This is a genomic window from Leeuwenhoekiella palythoae, from assembly GCF_900130045.1.
In the GTDB taxonomy this organism is placed as follows: domain Bacteria; phylum Bacteroidota; class Bacteroidia; order Flavobacteriales; family Flavobacteriaceae; genus Leeuwenhoekiella; species Leeuwenhoekiella palythoae.
In genome coordinates this window covers 199,951-222,721 of record NZ_FQXT01000003.1, presented here as the reverse complement: position 1 = coordinate 222,721, position 22,771 = coordinate 199,951, and the positions used below count along the sequence as shown (strand labels likewise).

The following is a 22,771-nucleotide window of genomic DNA, read 5'->3' as shown; positions in this document are numbered from 1 at the left end:
TTTGCGATGATGAAATTTACAGCTGAACAAATTGCTGGAATTTTAGAAGGCTCTGTGGACGGGAATCCCGAAGCAGAAGTTTCTAAACTTTCAAAAATAGAAGATGGAACCACGGGCTCGCTCACCTTTTTGGCGAATCCTAAATACACTCCATATATATATAAGACTAAAGCTTCAATTGCTATAGTTGATAAAAATTTTAAGCCTGAGCACGATCTTGACGTTACGCTTATAAGAGTAGATGATGCTTATAAATCGTTTTCAAAACTTTTGGAATATTACAATCAGGTAAAACTTAGTAAGTCGGGAATAGAACAACCCGTCTACATCTCAGAAAGTGCTTCTTACGGTGATGATATTTATTTGGGTGCCTTTGCCTATTTAGGTAATAATGTAAGCATAGGCAACAATGTCAAAATCTATCCTAATGTTTACATTGGCGACAATTGTAAAATAGGGGATAACTGCGTGATCTTTCAAGGAGCTAAAATTTACTCTGATTGTGTTTTAGGCGAAACAGTTTATGTGCATAGTGGTGCAATTATTGGCGCAGATGGTTTTGGTTTTGCCCCTGATGAAAATGGTGAGTATTCTAGAATTCCGCAAACTGGTAATGTTATTATAGAAGATAATGTAGATATCGGTGCAGGAACTACGATAGATAGAGCTACTTTGGGTTCTACGATCATACGTAAAGGTGTGAAACTAGATAATCAAATTCAGATTGCACACAACGTAGAGATAGGAGAGCATACCGCTATTGCCGCACAAACAGGTATCGCAGGTTCTACTAAAATAGGTAAGAACTGTATGATAGGAGGGCAAGTAGGTATCGTGGGACATCTTACTATAGGTGATCGCGTGCGTATTCAAGCACAATCTGGAATCACGAGAAATATTAAGAATGATGAAGCGGTGCAAGGTTCGCCGGCGCTATCCTATAATGATTTTAATAAATCTTACGTACACTTTAAAAATTTGCCAAGTCTGGCAGAACAATTAAATAATTTGGAAAAACAAAAATCCAATGATAAGTAAAGCTGAAGGAAAGCAAAAAACAATCGCCGGTGAGGTTTCCTTAACCGGCGTTGGTTTACATACAGGTAAAAATGTTACGCTAACGTTTAAGCCTGCTGATGAAAATACCGGTATGTTTTTTAAGCGCGTTGACCTTGAAGGACAGCCTATTATAGAGGCAAATGCAGATTATGTTGTGAATACCCAAAGGGGAACCAACCTCGAAAAAATGGGAGTACACATTCAAACGAGTGAGCACGTACTTGCTGCTTGCGTTGGATTAGGAATAGACAATATTTGTATAGAACTGAATGCTTCAGAACCACCAATTATGGATGGTTCTTCAAAGTTTTTTGTTGAAGCTATTGAGAAAGTAGGCATTCAGGAGCAAGAGGCTAGCCGCGAGGAATACGTGGTGACTGAAGTGATTAGCTATGTTGATGACAAATCTGGCAGCGAAATTATGCTTATGCCGGCTGATGAATATCAACTTACTACTATGGTAGATTTTGGTACTAAAATTTTAGGCACTCAGAATGCAAGTATCAAGAGTATTTCTGAATTTAAAGATGAAATTTCAGACTCTAGAACGTTTAGTTTCCTTCACGAAATAGAGATGCTTCTTGAGCACGGACTCATTAAAGGCGGTGACCTTAATAATGCAATAGTTTATGTAGATAAGGAACTTTCTCCTGAAACTATGGAGAAGTTGAGAAAAGCATTTAATAAAGATAATATTTCGGTTAAATCTAATGGAATATTAGATAACCTTACGCTGCATCATCCTAATGAGGCTGCGCGTCACAAGTTACTTGATGTTATTGGAGATCTAGCCTTAGTAGGGATGCCTATCAAAGGAAAAGTGATCGCCAATAAACCGGGACATTTTGTAAACACACAGTTTGCAAAAAAGCTGAAGAAAATCATTAAGCTTGAAAAGCGTAATAATGTACCTAATTTTGATTTGTCAAAACCACCGGTTAAAGACATTCATCAAATTATGGCGATGCTTCCGCACAGGCCACCGTTTCTATTGGTAGATAAAATTCTGGAAATTACAGACACCGGTGTTGTGGGACTTAAAAACGTCACTATGAATGAGCCCTTCTTTGTAGGGCATTTTCCGGGAGCTCCTGTGATGCCGGGTGTTCTTCAGGTAGAAGCAATGGCGCAAACAGGTGGGATTTTAGTGTTGAGTACGGTTCCTGATCCTGAGAATTACCTTACCTATTTTATGAAAATAGATAATGTGCGTTTTAAGCAGCAAGTGCTTCCGGGGGATACACTTATCTTTAAATTAGATCTGTTATCGCCTATTCGCAGAGGAATTTGCCACATGCAGGGAAGTGCATATGTAAATGGCAAATTGGTATCTGAAGCTGAGCTTATGGCTCAAATTGTAAAAGTAAAGAAAGACTAGATTTATGAATCAACCCTTAGCATACGTACATCCGGGTGCCAAAATTGCCAAAAATGTGGTGATTGAACCTTTCACTACGATCAATAACAATGTGGTCATAGGAGAAGGAAGTTGGATAGGATCTAACGTTACCATAATGGAAGGTGCACGCATCGGTAAAAATGTAAATATTTTTCCCGGCGCTGTTATTTCAGCAATTCCACAAGATAAAAAGTTTGATGATGAGGATACGGTAACAATTATTGGCGATAACACAACCATCAGAGAGTGTGTTACGATCAATAGAGGTACCACAGACAAAATGAAAACTCAGATAGGTCACGATTGTTGGATTATGGCATACAGCCATATTGCGCACGATTGTATTGTGGGCGATCACTGTATTTTTTCTAACAACAGTACACTGGCAGGACATATTGTAGTGGGTGACCACGTTGTACTAGCAGGAATGGCAGCCGTGCAGCAATTTTGTACTATAGGAAGTCACGCCTTTGTAACCGGTGGATCTTTAGTTCGTAAAGATGTGCCTCCTTACGTAAAAGCCGGTCGTGAACCGCTTTCTTATGTGGGAATCAATTCTATTGGGCTACGCCGAAGAGGTTTTACCACAGAGAAAATCAGGGAAATACAGGATATTTACCGTATTCTGTACCAAAAGAATTACAACAACACCCAAGCTGTAAACATTATTGAAGCCGAGATGGAGGCGACTCCAGAACGTGATGAAATTCTTCAGTTTATTCGTAATTCGCAACGCGGAATTATGAAAGGCTATTTTACAGCAAACTAATAATAGATTATAACAGCTTAGATTAATATAGAAATATGGCAACTACATCAGATATTCGTAATGGAATGTGTATTCATTACAACCACGACATTTATAAGATTGTTGAATTTTTACACGTAAAACCTGGTAAAGGACCAGCGTTTGTAAGAACAAAATTAAAAAGTGTTACTAACGGCAAAGTTTTAGATAATACATTTTCGGCAGGGCATAAGATTGAAGAAGTACGTGTAGAAACTAAAGGGTATCAGTTTTTATATAATGATGGGGAATGGTACCACTTTATGAACACTGATGATTATACACAAATCAGACTTTTGGAGTCTGCGCTAGATCAACCCGGACTTTTAAAAGAAGGTGAAGTAGTTTCTATTGCGATCAATACTGAAGACGGTATGCCTCTTTCTGTAGATATGCCGGCTCACGTGATTCTCGAAGTTACCGCAACTGAGCCTGGTGTAAAAGGAAATACCGCCACTAACGCCACCAAACCTGCGACTGTAGAAACCGGTGCTGAAGTAAATGTTCCTTTGTTTATCAATGAAGGGGACAAAATAAAAGTAGAGACCGAAAAAGGTACTTACAAAGAGCGTATAAAAGAATAAGTAGTTGAAATTTCCTCAAAAACATAGCTTAGAGCAGATTGCTACCATTCTTGGAGTAGAATATGTAGGAGCTGCTGATTTTCCGGTTCTGGGAATGAATGAGATTCATGTCGTGGAACCCGGAGATATTGTTTTTGTAGATCATCCCAAATATTATGATAAGGCTTTAGCTTCTGCGGCAACAGTTGTTTTAATAAACAAAAAAGTAGCGTGCCCAGCAGGTAAAGCATTATTGATTTCGGAAGATCCCTTTAGCGATTTTAATAAACTTACTAAGTTCTTTAAACCTTTTGAAAAAGCTACTTCGAGTATTGCGACTACCGCAACGATTGGCGAAGGAACGATCATTCAGCCTAACTGTTTTATAGGTCACAATGTAAAAATCGGTCGTGATTGTTTAATCCACGCCAATGTTACGATTTACGATAATGCGATTATAGGTGATGGTGTAACTATTCATTCTGGAACTGTTCTAGGAGCAGATGCTTTTTATTATAAGAAGCGTGAAACCGGTTTTGATAAACTGCTTTCAGGCGGAAGAGTGGTCATTGAAGATCACGTAGATCTTGGAGCGCTATGCACAATAGATAAGGGTGTGACCGGCGATACTACAATTGGTCAAGGATCTAAATTAGACAATCAGGTTCACGTAGGTCACGATACTCAGATAGGAAAGCGCGTACTTATTGCCGCTCAGAGCGGAATTGCAGGCTGCGTGGTCATTGAAGATGACGTGGTGATTTGGGGGCAAGTAGGTATCGCTAGCGGAATTACCATTAAGGAAAAAGCTGTAATTTTTGCGCAAAGCGGAGTAGGGCGCACCCTAGAAGGAGGTAAATCTTACTTAGGTACTCCTGCCGAAGATAGCAAGAAGAAGTTTAGAGAATTGGCTTCAATTAGGCAAATTCCTTATATTTTAGAACAAATAAAAAAATAAAATGAGTCAATCAGCAAAAGACCTTGTAAGAGGTTTATATGAATCCGATTTTTTTAATGATTCCACTGTTCTAAAAAAATTCTTACATCAGGATGCAGAACTGTATTGGAATGCATCTACCGGATTTTCAAAAATGACGTACAGCGATATTGCTGATATGTCTTCAGAGATGGGAAAATCGTTCATTTCTTTAAGGTCATCTATAAGTCATCTTATTTCAGAAGGTGATAAAGTGAGCGCGCGTTTAACGTATTATATTCAGACCGTTGAAAACCCTGAAGAAGAGGTGGGTATTATTCACTTTATGGCGATTTGGGAACTCAAAGACGGCCTCCTTTACAGAGGGTATCAAATTAGTCAACCTAGTGATGATGACCCACAAAATAATGATGCGCACATCCGCATAAAGTCTTAAAATTCCTTTAGCATTCAGCTTTAAAAAATTATTTTTGTTACCACAAAATTCAAACAACTCATGAGCGTTTTAGTAAATAAAGATTCCAAAATAATTGTACAAGGTTTTACCGGAAGTGAAGGTACCTTTCACGCCGGTCAAATGATTGAATACGGGACCAACGTTGTTGGTGGTGTGACACCGGGTAAAGGTGGTCAAACCCATTTAGACAAACCGGTATTCAACACTGTTGAAGATGCAGTAAAAGAAACCGGAGCTGATGTTTCAATCATCTTTGTACCGCCGGCATTTGCTGCTGATGCGATTATGGAATCTGCTGATGCAGGAATTAAAGTGATTATTGCGATTACTGAAGGTATTCCGGTAGCAGATATGATTAAAGCTGCTGATTATATCAAAGATAAAGACTGTCGTTTAATTGGTCCTAACTGTCCTGGTGTGATCACTCCCGGGGAAGCTAAAGTAGGTATTATGCCCGGTTTTGTGTTTAAGAAAGGAAAAGTAGGTATCGTTTCTAAATCAGGAACACTTACTTATGAGGCAGCAGACCAAGTTGTAAAACAAGGTTTAGGGATTACTACTGCAATTGGAATAGGTGGAGATCCTATCATTGGTACCACTACTAAAGAAGCTGTAGAATTATTGATCAACGATCCGGAGACTGAAGCTGTTGTGATGATCGGTGAGATTGGAGGTCAGTTAGAAGCAGACGCCGCAAAATGGATCAAAGCAAGTGGCACCAAAAAGCCGGTTATTGGTTTTATCGCTGGTGAAACTGCTCCTGCCGGAAGAACAATGGGTCACGCTGGTGCTATTGTTTCTGGAGAAGGAGAATCTGCTGCAGATAAAAAGAAAATCCTAAGAGAAAATGGAGTACACGTTGTGGATTCTCCAGCTGAAATAGGCAAAAAAGTTGCTGAACTTATTGGTTAATTTCAGCATCTGAAAAAATCAAAACCGACACGTAATGTGTCGGTTTTTTTATGCGTGTACCCCTCAAGTTTCCTATATTTACCGCTATTCAAACGAACTATTTTAGATATATCAATTTAGAATGAAACTTTTAGAAGGAAAGAATACGATTATAACAGGAGCCAGCCGCGGGATCGGAAACGGCATTGCCAAGGTTTTTGCTCAAAATGGAGCCAACGTGGCCTTTACCTATAGCTCGTCTGCAGGTCCGGCAGAAGAATTAGAACAAGAACTTCTTGCAATGGGAGTGAAAGCCAAGGCTTACAAGTCAAATGCTGCTTCTTTTGAAGATTGCCAGGAATTGGTAAAACAAATCAGTGCAGATTTTGAATCTATCGATGTTTTAGTTAATAATGCAGGAATTACTAAAGATAACCTGCTGATGCGTATGGGCGAAGAAGATTTTGATCAGGTTATTGAAGTAAATCTGAAGTCAATCTTCAATATGACCAAAGCTGTACAGCGCACCATGCTTAAACAACGTTACGGAAGCATCATCAATATGAGCTCTGTGGTGGGGATTAAAGGAAACGCTGGCCAAGCCAATTATGCTGCATCAAAAGCCGGAATTATAGGTTTCTCTAAATCTATGGCTTTAGAATTAGGTTCGAGAAATATCAGAACCAATGTGGTTGCTCCAGGATTTATCGAGACCGAAATGACCGCTAAACTCGACGAGAAAGTAGTAGCAGGTTGGCGAGATGCTATTCCATTAAAAAGAGGAGGTACTCCAGAAGATATCGCTAATGCTTGTGTATTTTTAGGGAGTGATATGAGTGCTTATGTTACCGGTCAAGTCTTGCAAGTAGATGGCGGAATGCTAACCTAGGCAAATCTTAATACAATACTTTATGGCAATATCCACAGTCTTATATATTATCCTCTTAGGGATAATGGCTCTGGGTATTGCCATATTTTTTTACTTCCATAAACCGGAACGTTCTAAGCGCTTGCGATTACTTCTTAGCGCTTTACGATTTATAAGTATTTTTGCGGTCTTGATTTTGTTGCTAAATCCTTCGGTTAAGCAAACGTCTTATAAAACCATCAAGCCTAAACTAGCGGTGGTGCTTGACAATTCTGAATCCATGTCTTTTTTAGCAGATTCGGTAGCCATACGAGAGGTTTTTCAAGCAATACTTCAAAATGAGGCTTTGAGTGAACGATTTGATCTGGACGCCTATACTTTTGGATCTGAATTGAATCAACAAGAACGAGTTGATTTTAGCGAAACCCAAACCGATATTGCAAAAAGCATTCAAGCATTAGATCGAATTTATAAAGACCAGAAATACAGCAGTCTTTTAATCACTGATGGGAATACCAATCTTGGTGCAAATTATAGATACGTTGCAACCGAAGCTAGAGAGATTGCCCGTCATTTTATTGTGGTTGGTGATACTTCGGCGTATGAAGATTTGCGAATTGATCAGGTTAATGTCAATCGTTACGCATATATAGATAATCAATTTCCGGTAGAAATTACAGCATCATATTCCGGAAAAAAAGAAGTATCTGCCAAGCTTTCGGTAACGCATAGCGGAACTATTGTACATACCGAAACCCTCAATTTATCTTCTCAAAACAGTTCTTTCCGAAGTAATTTTTATTTGAACGCAGATCAGATAGGAACACAGCGTTATACGGTAAGGCTTGATGCATCAATCGATGAGACTAACTTAGAAAACAATACCAAGCAGTTTGCGATTGAAGTCATTGATCAACGCTCTGAAGTGCTTATTATTTATGGTGTTTTGCATCCTGATCTAGGGACGCTAAAAAAGAGTATTGAAAGTAACCAGCTGCGTTCGGTAAGCCTTAGAGCTATTAATGATGTCAAGGTTGCTGAACTTAATGAAGCAGACCTAGTGCTGTTGTTTGAGCCCAATGCACGTTTTGCTACTGTTTATCAGGAACTCAATAAACTAAATAAAAATCGATTTACAATTATAGGGTTGCAAAGCAACCTCTCTTTTTTAAATCAAAATCAGGAGGCATTTACATTGCCGCTAAGAAGGCAGTCAGAAGCGGTGCAGGCCATTAAGAACGAATCGTTTTCGGCATTTCAAATCTCAGAGATCAACTTCGCTAATTATCCTCCGCTGGAAGCCATTTTTGGTGAAATCACAGTTGCCGGCTCCAGTGATGTTCTTTTTTATCAGCGAATTACCGGTGTTACTACCGGAAATCCTTTGTTGGGGCTCACAGAGTTATCGGGTAGAAGAGAGGTATTTTTATTTGGAACAGGTATTTTTCAATGGCGTAGTCAGTCGTTTTTAGATACCGGAAGTTTTGAAACCTTCGATACGTTCATAGACCATTTGGTGCAATATGCAGCTTCAAATCAAAAGCGTCAACGTTTAGAACTAGATTATGACCGTTTCTATTATGGAGGAAATGCGATTATACTTAACGCACAGTACTTTGATAAAAATTATGTTTTTGATCCGGGTGCGCAACTTCAGGTGAAGATCTTTTCAGAAAATGAAGTTCTTTATGAATCACCACTCGTTTACAACGGAACTAACTATTCAACACAGCTTGCAGATTTAGAGCCCGGAACATATTCTTTTGAAATTACTGTTGCTGACGAAAATTTAAAAGCGAAAGGTAGTTTTACAGTAATTCCTTATACAATTGAACATCAGATTAAAAATGCCGATTGGACAACGATGGAAACTGTAGCAAAGGAAACCAATGGGAGTATCGCTCCGTTGGATCGCTATTCAGAGCTGATAGACAGCCTTTTGGATAATCAGGAGTTTACTCCCGTACAGCGAGCTATAGAAAAAAATGTACCTTTAATAGCCTTCAGTTGGCTGCTTTTCCTCATCATTGCAAGTTTAGCAGCTGAATGGTTCATCAGAAAATACAACGGACTCATATAATAAAAACTACATAAAATGGACAGATTACCTAAAATAGGAATTCCGGTAATAATTGGAGTAATAATCGTAATTGTACTCATTGCAAAATCTGCGGTAACGATTGATTCAGGAGAAGCGGGAGTACTTTATAAACCTTTTGGAGGAGGTGTAGTAACTGACGAGCCCCCGTTAGGAGAAGGTTTTCAAATAGTTGCTCCGTGGAATAAAGTTTATATCTACGAAGTAAGACGGCAGGAGCTGAAAGAAATTATGAACGTGCTTTCTTCTAATGGTTTGGATATTAAATTAGAGGCTTCGGTATGGTATAAACCGCAAGCTGAAAATTTGGGTAAACTGCATCAAGAGATAGGAGAAGATTATCTAAATCGAATCTTGTTACCCACTATTAGATCTGCAGCGCGTTCAGTAGTGGGGCGTTATACTCCAGAACAATTGTATTCTTCAAAACGTGATGCGATTCAAGCAGAGATTTATGATGAAACTAAAAAAATCGTAAAAGATCAATATATCGTTCTTGATGAAGTATTGGTACGTGATGTCACGTTACCTGCGACAATTAAGCAAGCAATTGAACGTAAACTGCGTCAGGAACAAGAATCTCTAGAGTATGAATTCAGGCTTATTTCTGCTCAAAAAGAAGCAGAACGTCAGGTTATTGAAGCTCAAGGTAAGGCTGATGCTAATAAAATTTTAAGTCAATCGCTTAATGATCAGATCTTGAAAGATAAAGGTATTGAAGCCACATTAAAACTTTCAGAATCTAACAATTCTAAAGTGATTGTTATAGGTTCTGGAGACAGTGGGTTACCCATTATTTTAGGGAATAACTAGCCTAATCAACTGTCTCTTGGCAAATTTCTGTAAGTTGGAGGGAGTTTCACCTCATTGGCGACGCCAATAAAATCACAAAAAAACCGAATCGATTACGATTCGGTTTTTTTGTGTTGTAACAGTCTTTGTGCAAAGAATCTTAGGCTTTTTTCATTCTAACGTTTCGATCCCTACGCAGTTTAATTTGCTGCTTGGTTTCTTGAAGCAATTTGGCTTTGGCTACCCAATTATCATTTACGATGCGATCTGGAAAAAATTGAATGCGCTCAGTAACGATCTCGATATCTCGCGTATTAAACTTACTGATCTGATCAAAGGTGTAAATACCAATCGTATTGAGTTTTTCTTCGGTATAGGGCCCAATCCCGATAATTTTTTGAAGATCATCTGCATCTTCATAGGATGCGTAACCAATACGCTCAAAATCTAATTCAGTTCTGGTTTTATCGAGTTCGTCTTGAGCGAAACGTTTCTTTTTCGCTTTGGCCGCAATTTGAATATCCTCATCGGGTAATGTTTCCTCTAGATTTGGATCTTCAATAGCAACACCTGCTTGTTCTGAAAGCTTTTGGCGCAGATTAGAAATCCGCTTTACATATTTGCTTTTCTGATAATAATATGCAAAGAAATAACCTATAGAAAAGGCACCCAACATCAATACAATAACCTCTATATACACTAAGGGTATAGAGACGTAATCGTTATTGGTTTGTGTCAAAACTAGATGGAGCATTATTTAAATATCAGTTCGTAGCGGTTATTTAATTCTATTTTATCTTCTTGCTCTCGGGGATATAAAGGAAATTCTTCTCCTTTTGATAATGCAATAACTTGATTTTCAGGTAAATTAAGGCTTTTTATGAGAAATAACCTAATTTTTTGAGCTTGTTCTAAGGCAATTACATAGTTATCTCGATCATCTCCAATATGATCTGTATACCCTATAATTTCAATTTTAGCCTGAGGTTTGATTTTTAATCTTCGTTCAACTTCTGCTAAAAAACGCGATGCATTTTCATCACGCACTAAACGTGCCATTTTAAAAACAGGTCGAAAGGTTATGTCAGCATTTGGTTTAGTGGCTTTGGTAGTTGCCGTTTTGCTCAATTTTGCGAGGCGCAAACGTTCTTCATCTTCATCAATAGCACGCTGGTTACGTTCCATTCTTTTTTGAATGTCATCTATGAGTTTATCGTAATTTCCGGTTTTAGCAAGGCTGCTATCTTGATAAATTCCTCTATTTGCTAGTTGTTCTGTAGGTTCCGTAGCTTGATAAATAGAATCTAATACATATCCAGGAGCTTGCTTTTTAATAGTACCAGAATTTGGGGATTCGACAGTAGACGAAGCGTCAACAAAAAGACTCTTGCGATTATTGAATGCTCCAGTAGCGTTCAAAAAGTACAGACCTACTACACACCAGCAGGTAAATACGGAGAATGCTATAAGAAAATTCTTCATCGGTTAGTAATTTTCTCAAATGTAAGTCTTTAAGATAAAAATCACATCAAGCTGTTAAATGTATTCGATATAATGCACGTAAAAAGGATTTTTTTTATAAATTCGCCCTGTATTATGAGAAAAACAGCATTACATCATCATCATTTTTATTCACGCACTCAAGCGAGGTAAAGATGTTGTATATATAATTGACGTATAAAAAACAGTAACCCGTTTGAGCTTTTCAAACGGGTTTTCTGTTTAGAATAGCTCAGACTACCAATCAAACCTAAAAAAATGAATAAAAAAATTAGAATCGCAATTCAGAAGTCAGGCAGACTCAACGAAGATTCTTTACAAATTTTAAAAGACTGCGGAATCTCTATAGACAACGGTCGTGATCAATTGAAAGCGAATGCTGCTAATTTTCCACTTGAAGTATTTTACCTCCGCAATGGTGACATTCCACAATACCTGAGAGACGGGGTTGTTGATATCGCGATCATTGGTGAAAATGTTTTGATCGAAAAAGGCGAGGATATAGCTATAGCTCAGAAACTAGGTTTTTCAAAATGCCGGGTGTCTTTAGCGATTCCAAAAGGAGTTAAATATGATTCGGTATCAGATTTTGAAGGAAAGAAAATCGCTACTTCATACCCTAATACCGTGCTTAATTATTTAAGTAAGTATAACGTCAAAGCAGATCTTCATATCATTAATGGTTCGGTAGAAATTGCTCCTAATATCGGCCTCGCAGACGGTATTTGTGACATCGTGTCTAGTGGAAGTACATTATTTAAAAACAACCTTAAAGAGGTTGAAGTGATGCTTACTTCTGAAGCCGTTCTTGCAGTCTCACCTAAAATCGATGAGGAGCGTCAGACCATTCTAGACAAATTGTTATTTAGAATTAAAGCGGTGCTAAAGGGGCGTGACTACAAATACGTATTGTTAAACGCACCGAACGATCGTTTAGACGAAATCATCGCATTGCTACCGGGAATGAAAAGTCCTACGGTGTTGCCGCTTGCTGAAAAGGGATGGAGTAGTGTACATTCGGTAATTGACAAGAATAAGTTCTGGGAGGTCATTGATAATCTTAAAGATTCTGGCGCTCAAGGAATTTTAGTGAGTGATATAGAAAAGATGGTGCTCTAATTTTTAGACTAAGGAAGACGTATGAATACGATTGTAAATCCTGAGCGTTCGCAATGGAATGAGATTCTAAAACGCCCTACACAAACTTACAAGCAGATTGAAAAAACCGTTTTAGAGGTTTTTGAAGCAATTCAAAATGACGGTGACGTAGCAATTGAGAAATACACTCAAAAATTTGATGGGATCAGCTTGAATTCTTTTGAAGTAACTCCTGCGGAAATTACTGCTGCTGTAGCAAACTTGGATGCCCATTTAAAAGAAGCGATCACGCTTGCAAAAGCTAATATTGAAGCATTTCACAAAGCACAGCGCACCGAAAAAATTGAGTTAGAAACCGCACCTGGTGTAAAATGTTGGCAAGAAAAGCGGCCTATTCAGAAAGTAGGTTTGTACATTCCCGGAGGAACTGCGCCCTTGTTTTCAACCATTTTAATGCTGGCTGTTCCGGCAAAAATAGCAGGCTGTAAAGAAGTGGTGCTTTGTACACCACCTGATAAAGAAGGGAATATCAATCCTGCAATTTTATTTACCGCTCAACTTTGCGGTATTGACAAAATCTTCAAAGTTGGCGGAATTCAAGCTATTGGAGCAATGACGTTTGGTACACCGAGTATTCCAAAAGTGTATAAGATTTTCGGTCCCGGAAATCAGTTTGTAACGGTAGCTAAGCAAATGGCAACTCAATTCAATGTTAGCATTGATATGCCGGCAGGTCCGTCTGAATTATTAGTTGTTGCTGACGATACTGCCGAAGCTGCCTTTGTAGCTTCAGATTTATTAAGTCAGGCTGAGCACGGTGTGGATAGTCAAGTTATTCTTGTTTCCACCTCTAAAGATTTAATCAAAGCTGTTGCGCAAGAAGTTCAAGAGCAGCTGCAAGCGCTTTCCAGAAAAGCCATTGCAGAAAAAGCCATTGCAAACAGTAAGCTGATTTTTGTTGAGACTAAAGAACTCGCTTTGGAACTTATTGATGAGTATGGTCCTGAACACTTTATTGTGGCTACTTCAGATAATGCATTTTATGTAGAAAATATTGCTAATGCAGGTTCTGTTTTTATAGGAAATTATACCCCTGAAAGTGCCGGGGATTATGCCTCAGGAACTAACCATACTTTGCCAACTAACGGGTATGCTAAACAATACAGCGGTGTAAATCTTGACAGTTTTATGAAGAGTATGACCTTTCAGGAAATTACGTCGGAAGGAATTCAGAATATTGGTAAAGCAATCGAACTTATGGCTGCTGCCGAAGGCTTACAGGCACACAAAAATGCAGTGACTTTACGTTTAACTCAACTCGCAAATTCAAATTAATGACTGCAACTACTTTTAATTTAGAGCGTTTGATTCGCGCCAATGTTGCGCAGTTAAAACCCTATTCTTCGGCTCGTGATGAGTTTAAAGATTTTCACGAGGATATGGTATTTCTTGATGCAAATGAAAATCCGTTTGAAAACGGTGTCAATCGCTATCCAGATCCACAACAGCTTACTTTAAAACAACATTTATCGTCCTTAAAACGGGTGCCGGTTGATCAAATTCTTTTAGGTAACGGAAGCGATGAAGTACTCGATTTATTATTCAGAGCTTTTTGTGAGCCTAAGCAAGATAACGTGATTACGTTACCGCCTACTTACGGAATGTACGGAGTGCTGGCAGCTACTAATGATATTGCTAACCGTGAAGTATTGCTGTCTGAAGATTTTCAGCCCCAAGTTGCTAAAATTCTGGATCAGGCAGACCATCAAACAAAAATGCTTTTTCTATGTTCACCAAACAATCCTACGGCCAATAGTTTTAAGGCAGATGCTATCGAAGTGCTGCTTCAGAATTTTAAAGGATTGGTTGTCGTAGATGAGGCGTATATTGATTTCTCTCCAGAAGAAAGTTGGACGACAAAGCTTCAGCAATATCCTAATCTAGTCGTGACACAAACCTTGTCTAAAGCCTATGGCCTAGCGGGAATTCGCTTAGGAATATGTTATGCTTCCGCAGCAATTATTTCGATCTTAAACAAGATTAAACCGCCTTATAATGTAAATGAACTCACGCAAAAACGCGCGTTAGAACGTGTGCTTGACGATGAAAAGGTTCAAGGTGAAATCAGCACGATTTTAAAGGAAAGAGATGTTTTATCTAAAGTGTTACTTCAAGTGAATTTTGTTAAAAAAGTTTATCCATCTGAAGCTAATTTTATTTTAGCAAAAGTGGATGATGCCAACAAACGTTACGACCAATTGATCAAAAAAGGAATTGTGGTTCGTAATAGAAGTACACAGGCTTTATGCGAAAATACACTACGCTTTACCGTAGGGACAACCACCGAAAATGAAAAACTAATTACCGCTCTCAAAGAACTGGTTTAACTATAATAAATGACTACCGAAACTACCTCCAAAAAACAAAAAGTATTATTCATTGATCGGGACGGAACGATCATTAAAGAGCCGCCCGGATATCAAGTGGATGCTTTTGAAAAGGTGACTTTTTACCCAAAAGCTTTTACCTATTTAGGTAAAATTGCTCAAGAGCTTGATTACAAGTTGGTCATGATCACCAATCAAGATGGTTTAGGTACCGATATTTTTCCTGAAGATACGTTCTGGCCGGTGCATAATTTCATTTTAAAATCCTTTGAAAACGAAGGTGTTGTGTTTGATGACGTTTTTATAGATAAAACTTTTCCTGAGGATCAGGCAGACACCCGTAAACCAGGCACGGGAATGTTAACCGAGTTTTTCTCTGAAGATTACGATCTTGCCAACTCCTTTGTTCTGGGAGATCGTATAACAGATATAGAACTGGCTAAAAATCTTGGGGCACAGGGTATTTTTATCAGTGATCATACTGATTTAGGTGCCGATGAAATCACCACCAAACGGGAAGATCTTGATGCTTATATTGCCTTAGAAACTACAGACTGGCAAAAGATTTATGAATTTTTGAAGCTGAAAGAACGCACCGCTTCGATCTCCAGAAAAACCAACGAAACCGACATAGAAATCAAGTTGAATCTTGACGGAACCGGCAAAAGCGATATCAACACCGGACTAGCATTTTTTGATCATATGTTAGATCAAATCGCTAGACACGGCTCCATGGACTTAAAAATTCACGTAGATGGCGATCTCGAGGTTGATGAGCATCACACAATTGAAGATACCGCGATCGCTTTAGGTGAAGTTTTTTCTAAAGCTTTGAGTAACAAACTAGGTATTGAGCGTTACGGTTTTTGCTTACCCATGGATGATTGTCTAGCGCAGGTAGCCATAGATTTTGGTGGGCGTAATTGGTTGGTATGGGAAGCCGACTTTAAACGCGAGAAAATAGGGGAGATGCCTACTGAAATGTTTTATCATTTTTTCAAATCCTTTACAGACGGTGCACGCGCAAACCTCAATATAAAGGCAGAAGGCACAAATGAGCATCACAAAATCGAAGCCATTTTTAAAGCTTTTGCTAAAGCGATTAAAGTTGCTGTGAAACGCGATCCAGACAAAATGGTATTGCCCAGTACAAAAGGAATGTTGTAAGCTTATGAAACTAGTAATAATCAATTACGGAGCAGGAAATATTCAAAGTATCAAATTTGCTTTTGAACGCTTGGGCGTTCACGCGATATTGTCTGATGATGCAGACGAAATCAAAGCAGCTGACAAAGTGATTTTTCCGGGTGTTGGAGAGGCTAGCAGTGCAATGGCTAAATTGAAAGCGACCGGTTTAGATAAAGTGATTCCTACGCTGAAGCAACCCGTTTTAGGAATATGTCTGGGAATGCAGTTGATGTGTAACCATTCCACCGAAGGAGACACCACAGGTTTAGGGATTTTTGATGTTAATGTGGTTAAATTCTCAAACAAAGTCAAAGTTCCACAAATCGGCTGGAACGAAATCGAAAGTTTAAAAACTCTATTATTTAAAGACATACCAGAGCATAGTTTTATGTATTTGGTACACAGTTTCTACGCACCAACCTGCGATCAAAAAATAGCCACCACGACTTATGGTGTGGATTACGCTTCGGCCTTGCAAAAGGATAATTTTTACGGAGTACAATTTCACCCGGAGAAAAGTGGAGTCGTTGGCGAACAAATTTTAAAAAACTTCTTAGCCCTATGAGAATAATCCCAGCAATAGATATAATCGATGGTAAGTGTGTGCGCCTATCTAAAGGTGATTACAACACCAAAAAAATATATAATGAGAGTCCGTTAGAGGTTGCAAAGGAATTTGAAGCCCACGGGATTCAATATTTGCATTTGGTTGACTTAGATGGTGCTAAAAGCAAACATATTGTCAATCATAAGGTGCTGGAGCAAATTGCTTCTCAAACCAGCCTAAAAATTGATTTTGGAGGCGGACTTAAAACCGACGATGATCTGCGCATTGCCTTTGAAAGTGGTGCTTCACAAATCACCGGTGGAAGCATTGCCGTTAAAGATCCTGAGACTTTTAAAAGTTGGTTACAGAAATTTGGCGCTAATAAAATCATTTTAGGCGCAGATGCTAAAGATGAAAAAGTTGCGGTCAGCGGCTGGCTTGAAGAGTCTAAAGAAGAATTGATTCCGTTTATTCAAGGCTATCAAAAGGAAGGAGTTTCTTATGTGATTTGTACCGATATTAGTAAAGACGGGATGTTAGAAGGACCTTCTTTTGAGCTGTATAAGCGTATTTTAGAAGAAACGAAGAACTTGAAACTGATCGCTTCCGGCGGAATTTCAAGTTTTGACGAATTACCAAAATTAGCTGAATTAGGCTGCGAAGGAACGATAATCGGTAAAGCGATCTATGAAGGCCGCATTTCAATGAAACAGTTGGAAAATTATATTTTGGGACATGAATAATGCTTCAACTTTTAGAGAAGAATTGGTCAAAAATATTTTCTACAGGTTAGATGAAAACCTTAGAATGATAAGAATTGCATTTGCTCAAATCACAGAAGAAGAGATCTGGTTAAAACCCAATCCCACGCTAAACAGCATAGGCAATTTGATTTTACACCTATGCGGAAATCTGACTCAATATGGGATTTCTTCTTTAAGTGGAGCTTCAGATGATCGAGTTAGAGATTTAGAATTTTCAACTGAAAGTGGACTTTTAAAACAAGAGTTGTTAGATAAATTGGAGACTACGGTTAATCAAGTTAAAGCGACGATAATTCAAGTTTCTGATGAGCGTCTAATTCAAATAAAGGAGGTTCAAGGATATCAATTTTCAGGTATTGGAAATACTATTCATTTAGTAGAACACTTTTCGTATCATACGGGTCAGATTGCTTTTTGGGTAAAAATGCTCAAGTCAAAAGATTTAGGTTTTTATTCTAATGTTGACTTGAATAAAAGAAATAAAAAAGAATAATTATGTTAACCAAACGTATAATTCCCTGTCTCGATATCAAAAACGGAAGAACGGTAAAAGGTGTCAATTTTGTGGACTTGCGTGACGCCGGTGATCCGGTAGAACTGGCTGCAAAATATGCCGAAACAGGAGCAGACGAACTCGTTTTTCTCGATATTTCGGCTACAGAAGAACGCCGAAAAACCTTAGCCGATCTGGTTTTACGCGTAGCGGAAAAAATAAATATTCCGTTTACCGTAGGCGGCGGTATTTCTTCGGTTGAAGATGTAGATGTGTTGCTTCAGAATGGGGCTGATAAGGTTTCAATCAATTCTTCCGCAGTAAAAAATCCGCAACTCATTAATGATTTGGCAGCAAAATTTGGTTCGCAATGTGTAGTGGTGGCGATTGATGCTAAACAGATCAATGGAAAGTGGACGGTGCATCTTGTAGGAGGAAAAGTCCCAACCGAACTCGATTTATTTGAATGGGCAAAAGAGGTGGAAACCCGCGGCGCCGGTGAGATCTTATTCACCTCAATGGACCACGACGGTACTAAAAACGGATTTGCAGATGAAGCTTTAGCCAAGTTGAGTACAATGCTGAATATTCCTATTATTGCTTCGGGAGGAGCAGGAGCGATGCAGCATTTTGCAGATACTTTTGTAAATGGAAAAGCAGATGCAGCTTTGGCAGCGAGTGTGTTTCATTTTCACGAAATCGACATTCCCGAACTCAAACAGGTTTTAAAAGAAAATAATATCCCGGTTAGAATTTAATGACCTAGCCGAAAAACAACATAGTTACAATGGAAATTAAATACGATGAAAACGGACTCGTGCCGGCGATAATTCAAGATGCTAAGACTAAAACGGTTTTAATGCTGGGCTATATGAATGAAGAGGCTTATTTGAAAACCAATACTACTAAAAGGGTTACTTTTTACAGTAGAAGCAAACAGCGTTTATGGACAAAAGGCGAGGAAAGTGGGAACTTCTTGAATTTGGTTGCTATTAAAAATGACTGTGATAATGATTCGCTTTTGGTGACCGTAAATCCAGTAGGACCTACGTGTCACACCGGGACAGATAATTGCTGGGGCGAGGATAACAAGCAGACTTTTGGTTTTCTAACGGAATTGGAGCAAACTATTGCAGACCGAAAAGCGAATCAGGATAACGACGATAGTTATGTCGCAAGTCTTTTTAGAAAAGGAATCAACAAAATTGCGCAGAAAGTAGGAGAGGAAGCTGTAGAAGTTGTTATTGAAGCAAAAGATGATAACGATGATTTATTTTTAAATGAAAGTGCCGACCTTCTTTTTCATTACCTCATATTGATGAAAGCTAAAGGTTTTGGACTAAATGATATTGAACAGGTATTGCTTGATAGAAAGAAATAATTGAATCCGAATAATTTAGACGTTTTCAATATCGCTAAAAATTTAAAGCCCTTTCCTACAAGAAAGGGCTTTTTTGTTGATTATATTTTTTAGACAAACAACAAAATTTGACGTTACGAAGCGCATAATGCTTTTCGTAAAGGTGAAAAATGTAGCCTTTTTCGACTATTTTAAGTATAGATCTAGAAATAATTAAAATTCAGTTATTTGGTACTTGTAGAATACTATTGAAGTATTTTTGACATAGAATTAGCACAACTAAATCGATTGATAATTAGTGTTTTACAAGTGAAATTTGTAATATTTCTTTCTGAAATAATATTGAACGCAAATTATTATTAAAAAATATAGGTGCTTAGTACAAGTATTAATATTTAGTTAAAGGATTTAGGAGATCAAAGAAATGTAAATAATGCGCAGTTAAGCGTATTTGCTTGTATTTCATCTTGTTATTAAGGAAATTAGGGTGACAATCATCCAATTTAGATTATGCCCAAAATTCTACTTTTCTTCTCTCTTCTTCTTACATGTTTTATTGCCCATTCACAGGTGGGAATAGGAACTACAGACCCACATCCTGATGTGATGCTAGATGTCAATGGCGGATTGCGAATACGCAATTACAATGACGGTAGTGATAATGCAGCAAAAGATTCTTTAGTCGTTTTGGATGGAAGAGGTGTGGTTCACCGCATCGCTACAAGTACCTTACTTGCCAATATGGATAAATCATTAGTTAAGGCAAATATTTCATCCAGTGCATCATCTTTGTTAAGTATAACAATTGGAGAAAGTTTAATAAAGTTTGACAATACAGAATTCGACATTAAAGGAGAGTACAACTCTTCCTCAGGATATATTACAATTGAAAATAGCGGAATTTATCGAATTACGAGTCAAATTCTATCTTCATCTACAATTTCCGGACTTGTTTTGTTTGGTTTGCGATTGAAAATACGAAAGGGAGGGGTAGGTTCATTTAACACAGCCGCAGAAACTAATTATACAGGACTCAGTGCTGTCCCTAGAACTATTTCTACAATATTGGAACTTGAAGCTGGAGATCAAATCGCCTTTTATTCTTATAATGATTTATCTATAGGCGTAATAAACCTCAGTGCTAATGCATACGATAATTATTTTACCATCGAACAAGTACGTTAGCTATCCTTCCATTCCAATTAAGGTGAGGGCTAAACGAATTTTATAGTAAGGAATCTTTTCTTCAAAATGCTCAAAATAAGGCTTTAGACCTTCGGGATGCTCTAGTTCTTGTCGAGCGGTTTTTATTTGAGCGACTTCTGTTGGGCTTACATAGTTATACAAATCAAGATCAGCACCATCTTGCGCTAATTTGGCTAAATGCGAATATACCGTAGTATCCTTTAAATCTCTTTTAGCCGCTATGGCTTCCACACTTAAACCATCTTTGAGCAGTTCATAGGTTACTTGATGTGTGGCACTTTTGCTTCCTTTTTTCTTGATCTTATTTTTTTGAAAATCTATAATTGCTTTGATAAAAGCATCCCCATAAACTTCAAGCTTGCGTTGCCCCACACCACTGATTTCAAGAAATTCCATTTCTGTGACCGGTCGTGCTTTTTCTAGTTCTTTTAGCGTTTTATCGCTGAATACTAAATAAGCAGGAATCTCTTCTTCTTTGGCAATTTCTGCACGCAGGGCACGTAGTTTTTCAAACAGCTCATTGCCTTTTTTAATTTTAGGCTTTTTAGCCTCAACAGGTTCTTTTTGCAATACTTCGGTAGGTGATGTCAGGCGTACTTTTTTTCCGTGGAATAAAATTTCTTTACTGGATTCCGTCAGATGTAGATTGTTTCTCAAATGAAAAGCAATCTCACAATAGCCTTGATTGATGAGTTGTAAAACATAATGTTGCCAATCTTTCCAGGAAATGTCTTTTCCGATCCCGTAGGTGCTTACTTGATCTAACTGATGATCTAGAATATGCGCATTTTTAGCTCCTCTCAAAATATCAATGATCACCCCAATGGGTTCACTACCTTTTACACGTGCGATCGTAGAAAGTGCTTTTTGAGCTAAAATGGTTCCGTCAAAAAACTGCGGCGGATTTTTACAAACATCACAGTTGCCACAATCTTCGGCCAAAAATTCGCCAAAATAACTCAGTAAGATCTTACGCCTGCACGTGGTTGCTTCGGCATATTGCTTCATACGGTCAAGCTTCGCGTTTTGCACTTCTTCATTTCCGGCGCCTTGCGTAAAACGCCGCAGTTGCAGCACATCAGCATAACTGTGAAAAAGCAATGCGTGCGATTTCAGTCCGTCTCTTCCTGCACGCCCAATTTCCTGATAATACCCTTCTAGGTTTTTCGGCATATTATAATGAATCACCCAGCGCACGTTAGATTTATCAATTCCCATCCCAAAAGCGACCGTAGCACAAACCACTTGGGTTTTATCATATATAAAATCTTCTTGTACTTTATTGCGCTCTTCAAAGCTTAAACCGGCGTGATAACAAGTAGCTGCTATACCCTCTGCCTTTAAAGATTCTGAAACACTCTCGGTTGTTTTTCGGCTCAGGCAATAAATAATCCCGCTAGTGTCTTGGTGCTTTTCTAGAAAACTCTTGATCTGGTTTAGGCGTTTGTCTGCTGCGCGGACTTCTAACGTGATGTTTTTTCGGTCAAACGAACTGATAAATTGTTGCGCCTCAGAGATGTTTAATTGATTTGCGATATCCTCACGGGTCGCTTTGTCAGCAGTCGCCGTAAGCGCGATCAAAGGAATTTGTGGTAAAGACTTTTTCAGAAATCCCAACTGTTGGTAAGAAGGTCTGAAATCGTGACCCCAAGAAGAAATGCAATGCGCCTCATCGATTGCAATACAACTGATGTAGGTTTTGTTTAAAATAGGATTAATACCCGATAAACTTTCGGGCGCCACATAGAGCAATTTTAATTCGCGGTTGGCTACCTGATCTAGAATCTTTTGTTGGTCTTCCGCACTCTGGCTGCTGTTGTAAAAATCAGCGGCGATCCCGTTAGCCTTCAATCCATCAACCTGATCTTTCATCAGAGCTATCAAAGGTGAAATTACAAGTGTTAGGCCGTCAAAAAGAACAGCAGGAAGTTGGTAGCATATAGATTTTCCTCCGCCGGTTGGCATAATCACGATCGCATCATCACCACCAAGCACCGTCTCAATGATCTTACTTTGCTGATTTCTATAACTATCGTACCCAAAGTAGGTTTTTAGTGTGGTAAGCAATGTATTTTGATCTATTGATGCACTCATAAATTTCTTTTTCCTCTATAATCGAAATTCAATCCCTGCGGGTTTACCCGAAGTAGTTTATTGCAAAAAACGGAATTTTTAGGCAGACCTCAGTCGCTTTGCTTTTAGAATCTAAACGGAATTGATCAAGAGGCGTTACAGTTTACAAAAACCGTAAAATCAACATCCCATTTTTATGCTAAACTCAAATTATTAAACTAAAATTGACAATTGCATAATTCTTAAGTTTAACCTTTATAAAAGCTACTGCTCACGGGCTTTGGCTTCAAATTTATCACTAAAA

At 38.4% G+C, this 22,771-nt stretch carries 23 protein-coding genes; 20 read left to right on the top strand and 3 right to left on the bottom strand.

The window, feature by feature from the left end; genetic code table 11:
- Nucleotides 1-9 precede the first annotated feature (9 nt).
- From lpxD to BUA96_RS08145, 10 genes are all read left to right on the top strand, one after another.
- Nucleotides 10-1,038: a UDP-3-O-(3-hydroxymyristoyl)glucosamine N-acyltransferase gene (gene lpxD / locus BUA96_RS08190; protein WP_072982147.1), complete on the top strand. Its 1,029-nt coding sequence runs from the start codon at nt 10-12 to the stop codon at nt 1,036-1,038.
- Nucleotides 1,028-2,437 carry a bifunctional UDP-3-O-[3-hydroxymyristoyl] N-acetylglucosamine deacetylase/3-hydroxyacyl-ACP dehydratase gene (locus BUA96_RS08185; protein ID WP_072982145.1) on the top strand — a complete coding sequence of 470 codons (1,410 nt, stop codon included), beginning with the start codon at nt 1,028-1,030 and terminating at the stop codon, nt 2,435-2,437. The genes lpxD and BUA96_RS08185 overlap by 11 nt, the downstream gene beginning before the upstream one ends.
- Nucleotides 2,438-2,441: 4 nt before the next feature.
- On the top strand, nt 2,442-3,227 hold the full coding sequence (lpxA, locus tag BUA96_RS08180; RefSeq protein ID WP_072982143.1) for an acyl-ACP--UDP-N-acetylglucosamine O-acyltransferase: 786 nt from the start codon (nt 2,442-2,444) through the stop codon (nt 3,225-3,227).
- Between the two features lie 35 nt (nt 3,228-3,262).
- Nucleotides 3,263-3,829, top strand: coding sequence for an elongation factor P (gene efp / locus BUA96_RS08175; protein WP_072982142.1), 567 nt, complete (start codon nt 3,263-3,265; stop codon nt 3,827-3,829).
- A 4-nt stretch (nt 3,830-3,833) separates the two neighbouring features.
- Nucleotides 3,834-4,766 carry a UDP-3-O-(3-hydroxymyristoyl)glucosamine N-acyltransferase gene (locus BUA96_RS08170; protein WP_072982140.1) on the top strand — a complete coding sequence of 311 codons (933 nt, stop codon included), beginning with the start codon at nt 3,834-3,836 and terminating at the stop codon, nt 4,764-4,766.
- Nucleotide 4,767: 1 nt separating this feature from the next.
- The gene (locus BUA96_RS08165) at nt 4,768-5,181 is read left to right on the top strand and encodes a nuclear transport factor 2 family protein (protein ID WP_072982139.1); all 414 of its coding nucleotides are present in this window, start codon (nt 4,768-4,770) and stop codon (nt 5,179-5,181) included.
- Nucleotides 5,182-5,241: 60 nt separating this feature from the next.
- Nucleotides 5,242-6,114 carry a succinate--CoA ligase subunit alpha gene (sucD, locus tag BUA96_RS08160; RefSeq protein WP_072982137.1) on the top strand — a complete coding sequence of 291 codons (873 nt, stop codon included), beginning with the start codon at nt 5,242-5,244 and terminating at the stop codon, nt 6,112-6,114.
- A gap of 121 nt (nt 6,115-6,235) precedes the next feature.
- Nucleotides 6,236-6,982, top strand: a complete 747-nt coding sequence (gene fabG, locus BUA96_RS08155) for a 3-oxoacyl-[acyl-carrier-protein] reductase (protein WP_072982136.1) — start codon at nt 6,236-6,238, stop codon at nt 6,980-6,982.
- Between the two features lie 22 nt (nt 6,983-7,004).
- Nucleotides 7,005-9,041 carry a vWA domain-containing protein gene (locus BUA96_RS08150; RefSeq protein ID WP_072982134.1) on the top strand — a complete coding sequence of 679 codons (2,037 nt, stop codon included), beginning with the start codon at nt 7,005-7,007 and terminating at the stop codon, nt 9,039-9,041.
- A gap of 15 nt (nt 9,042-9,056) precedes the next feature.
- Nucleotides 9,057-9,872, top strand: a complete 816-nt coding sequence (locus tag BUA96_RS08145; RefSeq protein ID WP_072982132.1) for a prohibitin family protein — start codon at nt 9,057-9,059, stop codon at nt 9,870-9,872.
- A gap of 139 nt (nt 9,873-10,011) precedes the next feature.
- Here the strand turns inward: BUA96_RS08145 and BUA96_RS08140 are convergent, their stop codons facing one another.
- Both BUA96_RS08140 and BUA96_RS08135 read right to left on the bottom strand, forming a co-directional pair.
- Nucleotides 10,012-10,605: a hypothetical protein gene (locus BUA96_RS08140; RefSeq protein WP_072982131.1), complete on the bottom strand. Its 594-nt coding sequence runs from the start codon at nt 10,603-10,605 to the stop codon at nt 10,012-10,014.
- Complete coding sequence (locus BUA96_RS08135; protein WP_072982129.1) at nt 10,605-11,333, bottom strand: OmpA family protein; 729 nt, start codon at nt 11,331-11,333, stop codon at nt 10,605-10,607. The genes BUA96_RS08140 and BUA96_RS08135 overlap by 1 nt, the downstream gene beginning before the upstream one ends.
- Before the next feature lie 276 nt (nt 11,334-11,609).
- Here BUA96_RS08135 and hisG point away from each other — a divergent pair, with 276 nt between their 5' ends.
- The 10 genes from hisG (at nt 11,610) to BUA96_RS08085 (ending at nt 20,373) form a co-directional block, all read left to right on the top strand.
- Nucleotides 11,610-12,470 carry an ATP phosphoribosyltransferase gene (hisG, locus tag BUA96_RS08130; protein ID WP_072982128.1) on the top strand — a complete coding sequence of 287 codons (861 nt, stop codon included), beginning with the start codon at nt 11,610-11,612 and terminating at the stop codon, nt 12,468-12,470.
- A gap of 21 nt (nt 12,471-12,491) precedes the next feature.
- Entirely contained in the window at nt 12,492-13,784 is a 1,293-nt protein-coding gene (hisD, locus tag BUA96_RS08125; RefSeq protein WP_072982126.1) for a histidinol dehydrogenase, read from the top strand.
- Complete coding sequence (gene hisC, locus BUA96_RS08120; RefSeq protein WP_072982125.1) at nt 13,784-14,836, top strand: histidinol-phosphate transaminase; 1,053 nt, start codon at nt 13,784-13,786, stop codon at nt 14,834-14,836. The genes hisD and hisC overlap by 1 nt, the downstream gene beginning before the upstream one ends.
- 9 nt (nt 14,837-14,845) lie before the next feature.
- Nucleotides 14,846-16,003 (top strand): bifunctional histidinol-phosphatase/imidazoleglycerol-phosphate dehydratase HisB, encoded by a 1,158-nt coding sequence (hisB, locus tag BUA96_RS08115; protein ID WP_072982123.1) that lies wholly within the window; start codon nt 14,846-14,848, stop codon nt 16,001-16,003.
- A 4-nt stretch (nt 16,004-16,007) separates the two neighbouring features.
- Nucleotides 16,008-16,589: an imidazole glycerol phosphate synthase subunit HisH gene (gene hisH / locus BUA96_RS08110; protein ID WP_072982121.1), complete on the top strand. Its 582-nt coding sequence runs from the start codon at nt 16,008-16,010 to the stop codon at nt 16,587-16,589.
- Nucleotides 16,586-17,314 carry a 1-(5-phosphoribosyl)-5-[(5-phosphoribosylamino)methylideneamino]imidazole-4-carboxamide isomerase gene (hisA, locus tag BUA96_RS08105; RefSeq protein WP_072982119.1) on the top strand — a complete coding sequence of 243 codons (729 nt, stop codon included), beginning with the start codon at nt 16,586-16,588 and terminating at the stop codon, nt 17,312-17,314. Before hisH ends, hisA begins: the two co-directional genes overlap by 4 nt.
- Nucleotides 17,307-17,828, top strand: a complete 522-nt coding sequence (locus BUA96_RS08100; RefSeq protein ID WP_072982118.1) for a DinB family protein — start codon at nt 17,307-17,309, stop codon at nt 17,826-17,828. Before hisA ends, BUA96_RS08100 begins: the two co-directional genes overlap by 8 nt.
- A gap of 2 nt (nt 17,829-17,830) precedes the next feature.
- Nucleotides 17,831-18,586, top strand: coding sequence for an imidazole glycerol phosphate synthase subunit HisF (hisF, locus tag BUA96_RS08095; RefSeq protein WP_072982116.1), 756 nt, complete (start codon nt 17,831-17,833; stop codon nt 18,584-18,586).
- A gap of 29 nt (nt 18,587-18,615) precedes the next feature.
- Entirely contained in the window at nt 18,616-19,209 is a 594-nt protein-coding gene (gene hisIE / locus BUA96_RS08090; protein ID WP_072982114.1) for a bifunctional phosphoribosyl-AMP cyclohydrolase/phosphoribosyl-ATP diphosphatase HisIE, read from the top strand.
- 489 nt (nt 19,210-19,698) lie between these two features.
- Nucleotides 19,699-20,373 (top strand): C1q-like domain-containing protein, encoded by a 675-nt coding sequence (locus BUA96_RS08085; protein WP_084673099.1) that lies wholly within the window; start codon nt 19,699-19,701, stop codon nt 20,371-20,373.
- On the opposite strand, the gene recQ is transcribed toward BUA96_RS08085, so the two are convergent.
- Nucleotides 20,374-22,488, bottom strand: a complete 2,115-nt coding sequence (gene recQ / locus BUA96_RS08080; RefSeq protein ID WP_072982111.1) for a DNA helicase RecQ — start codon at nt 22,486-22,488, stop codon at nt 20,374-20,376.
- Nucleotides 22,489-22,771 lie beyond the last annotated feature (283 nt).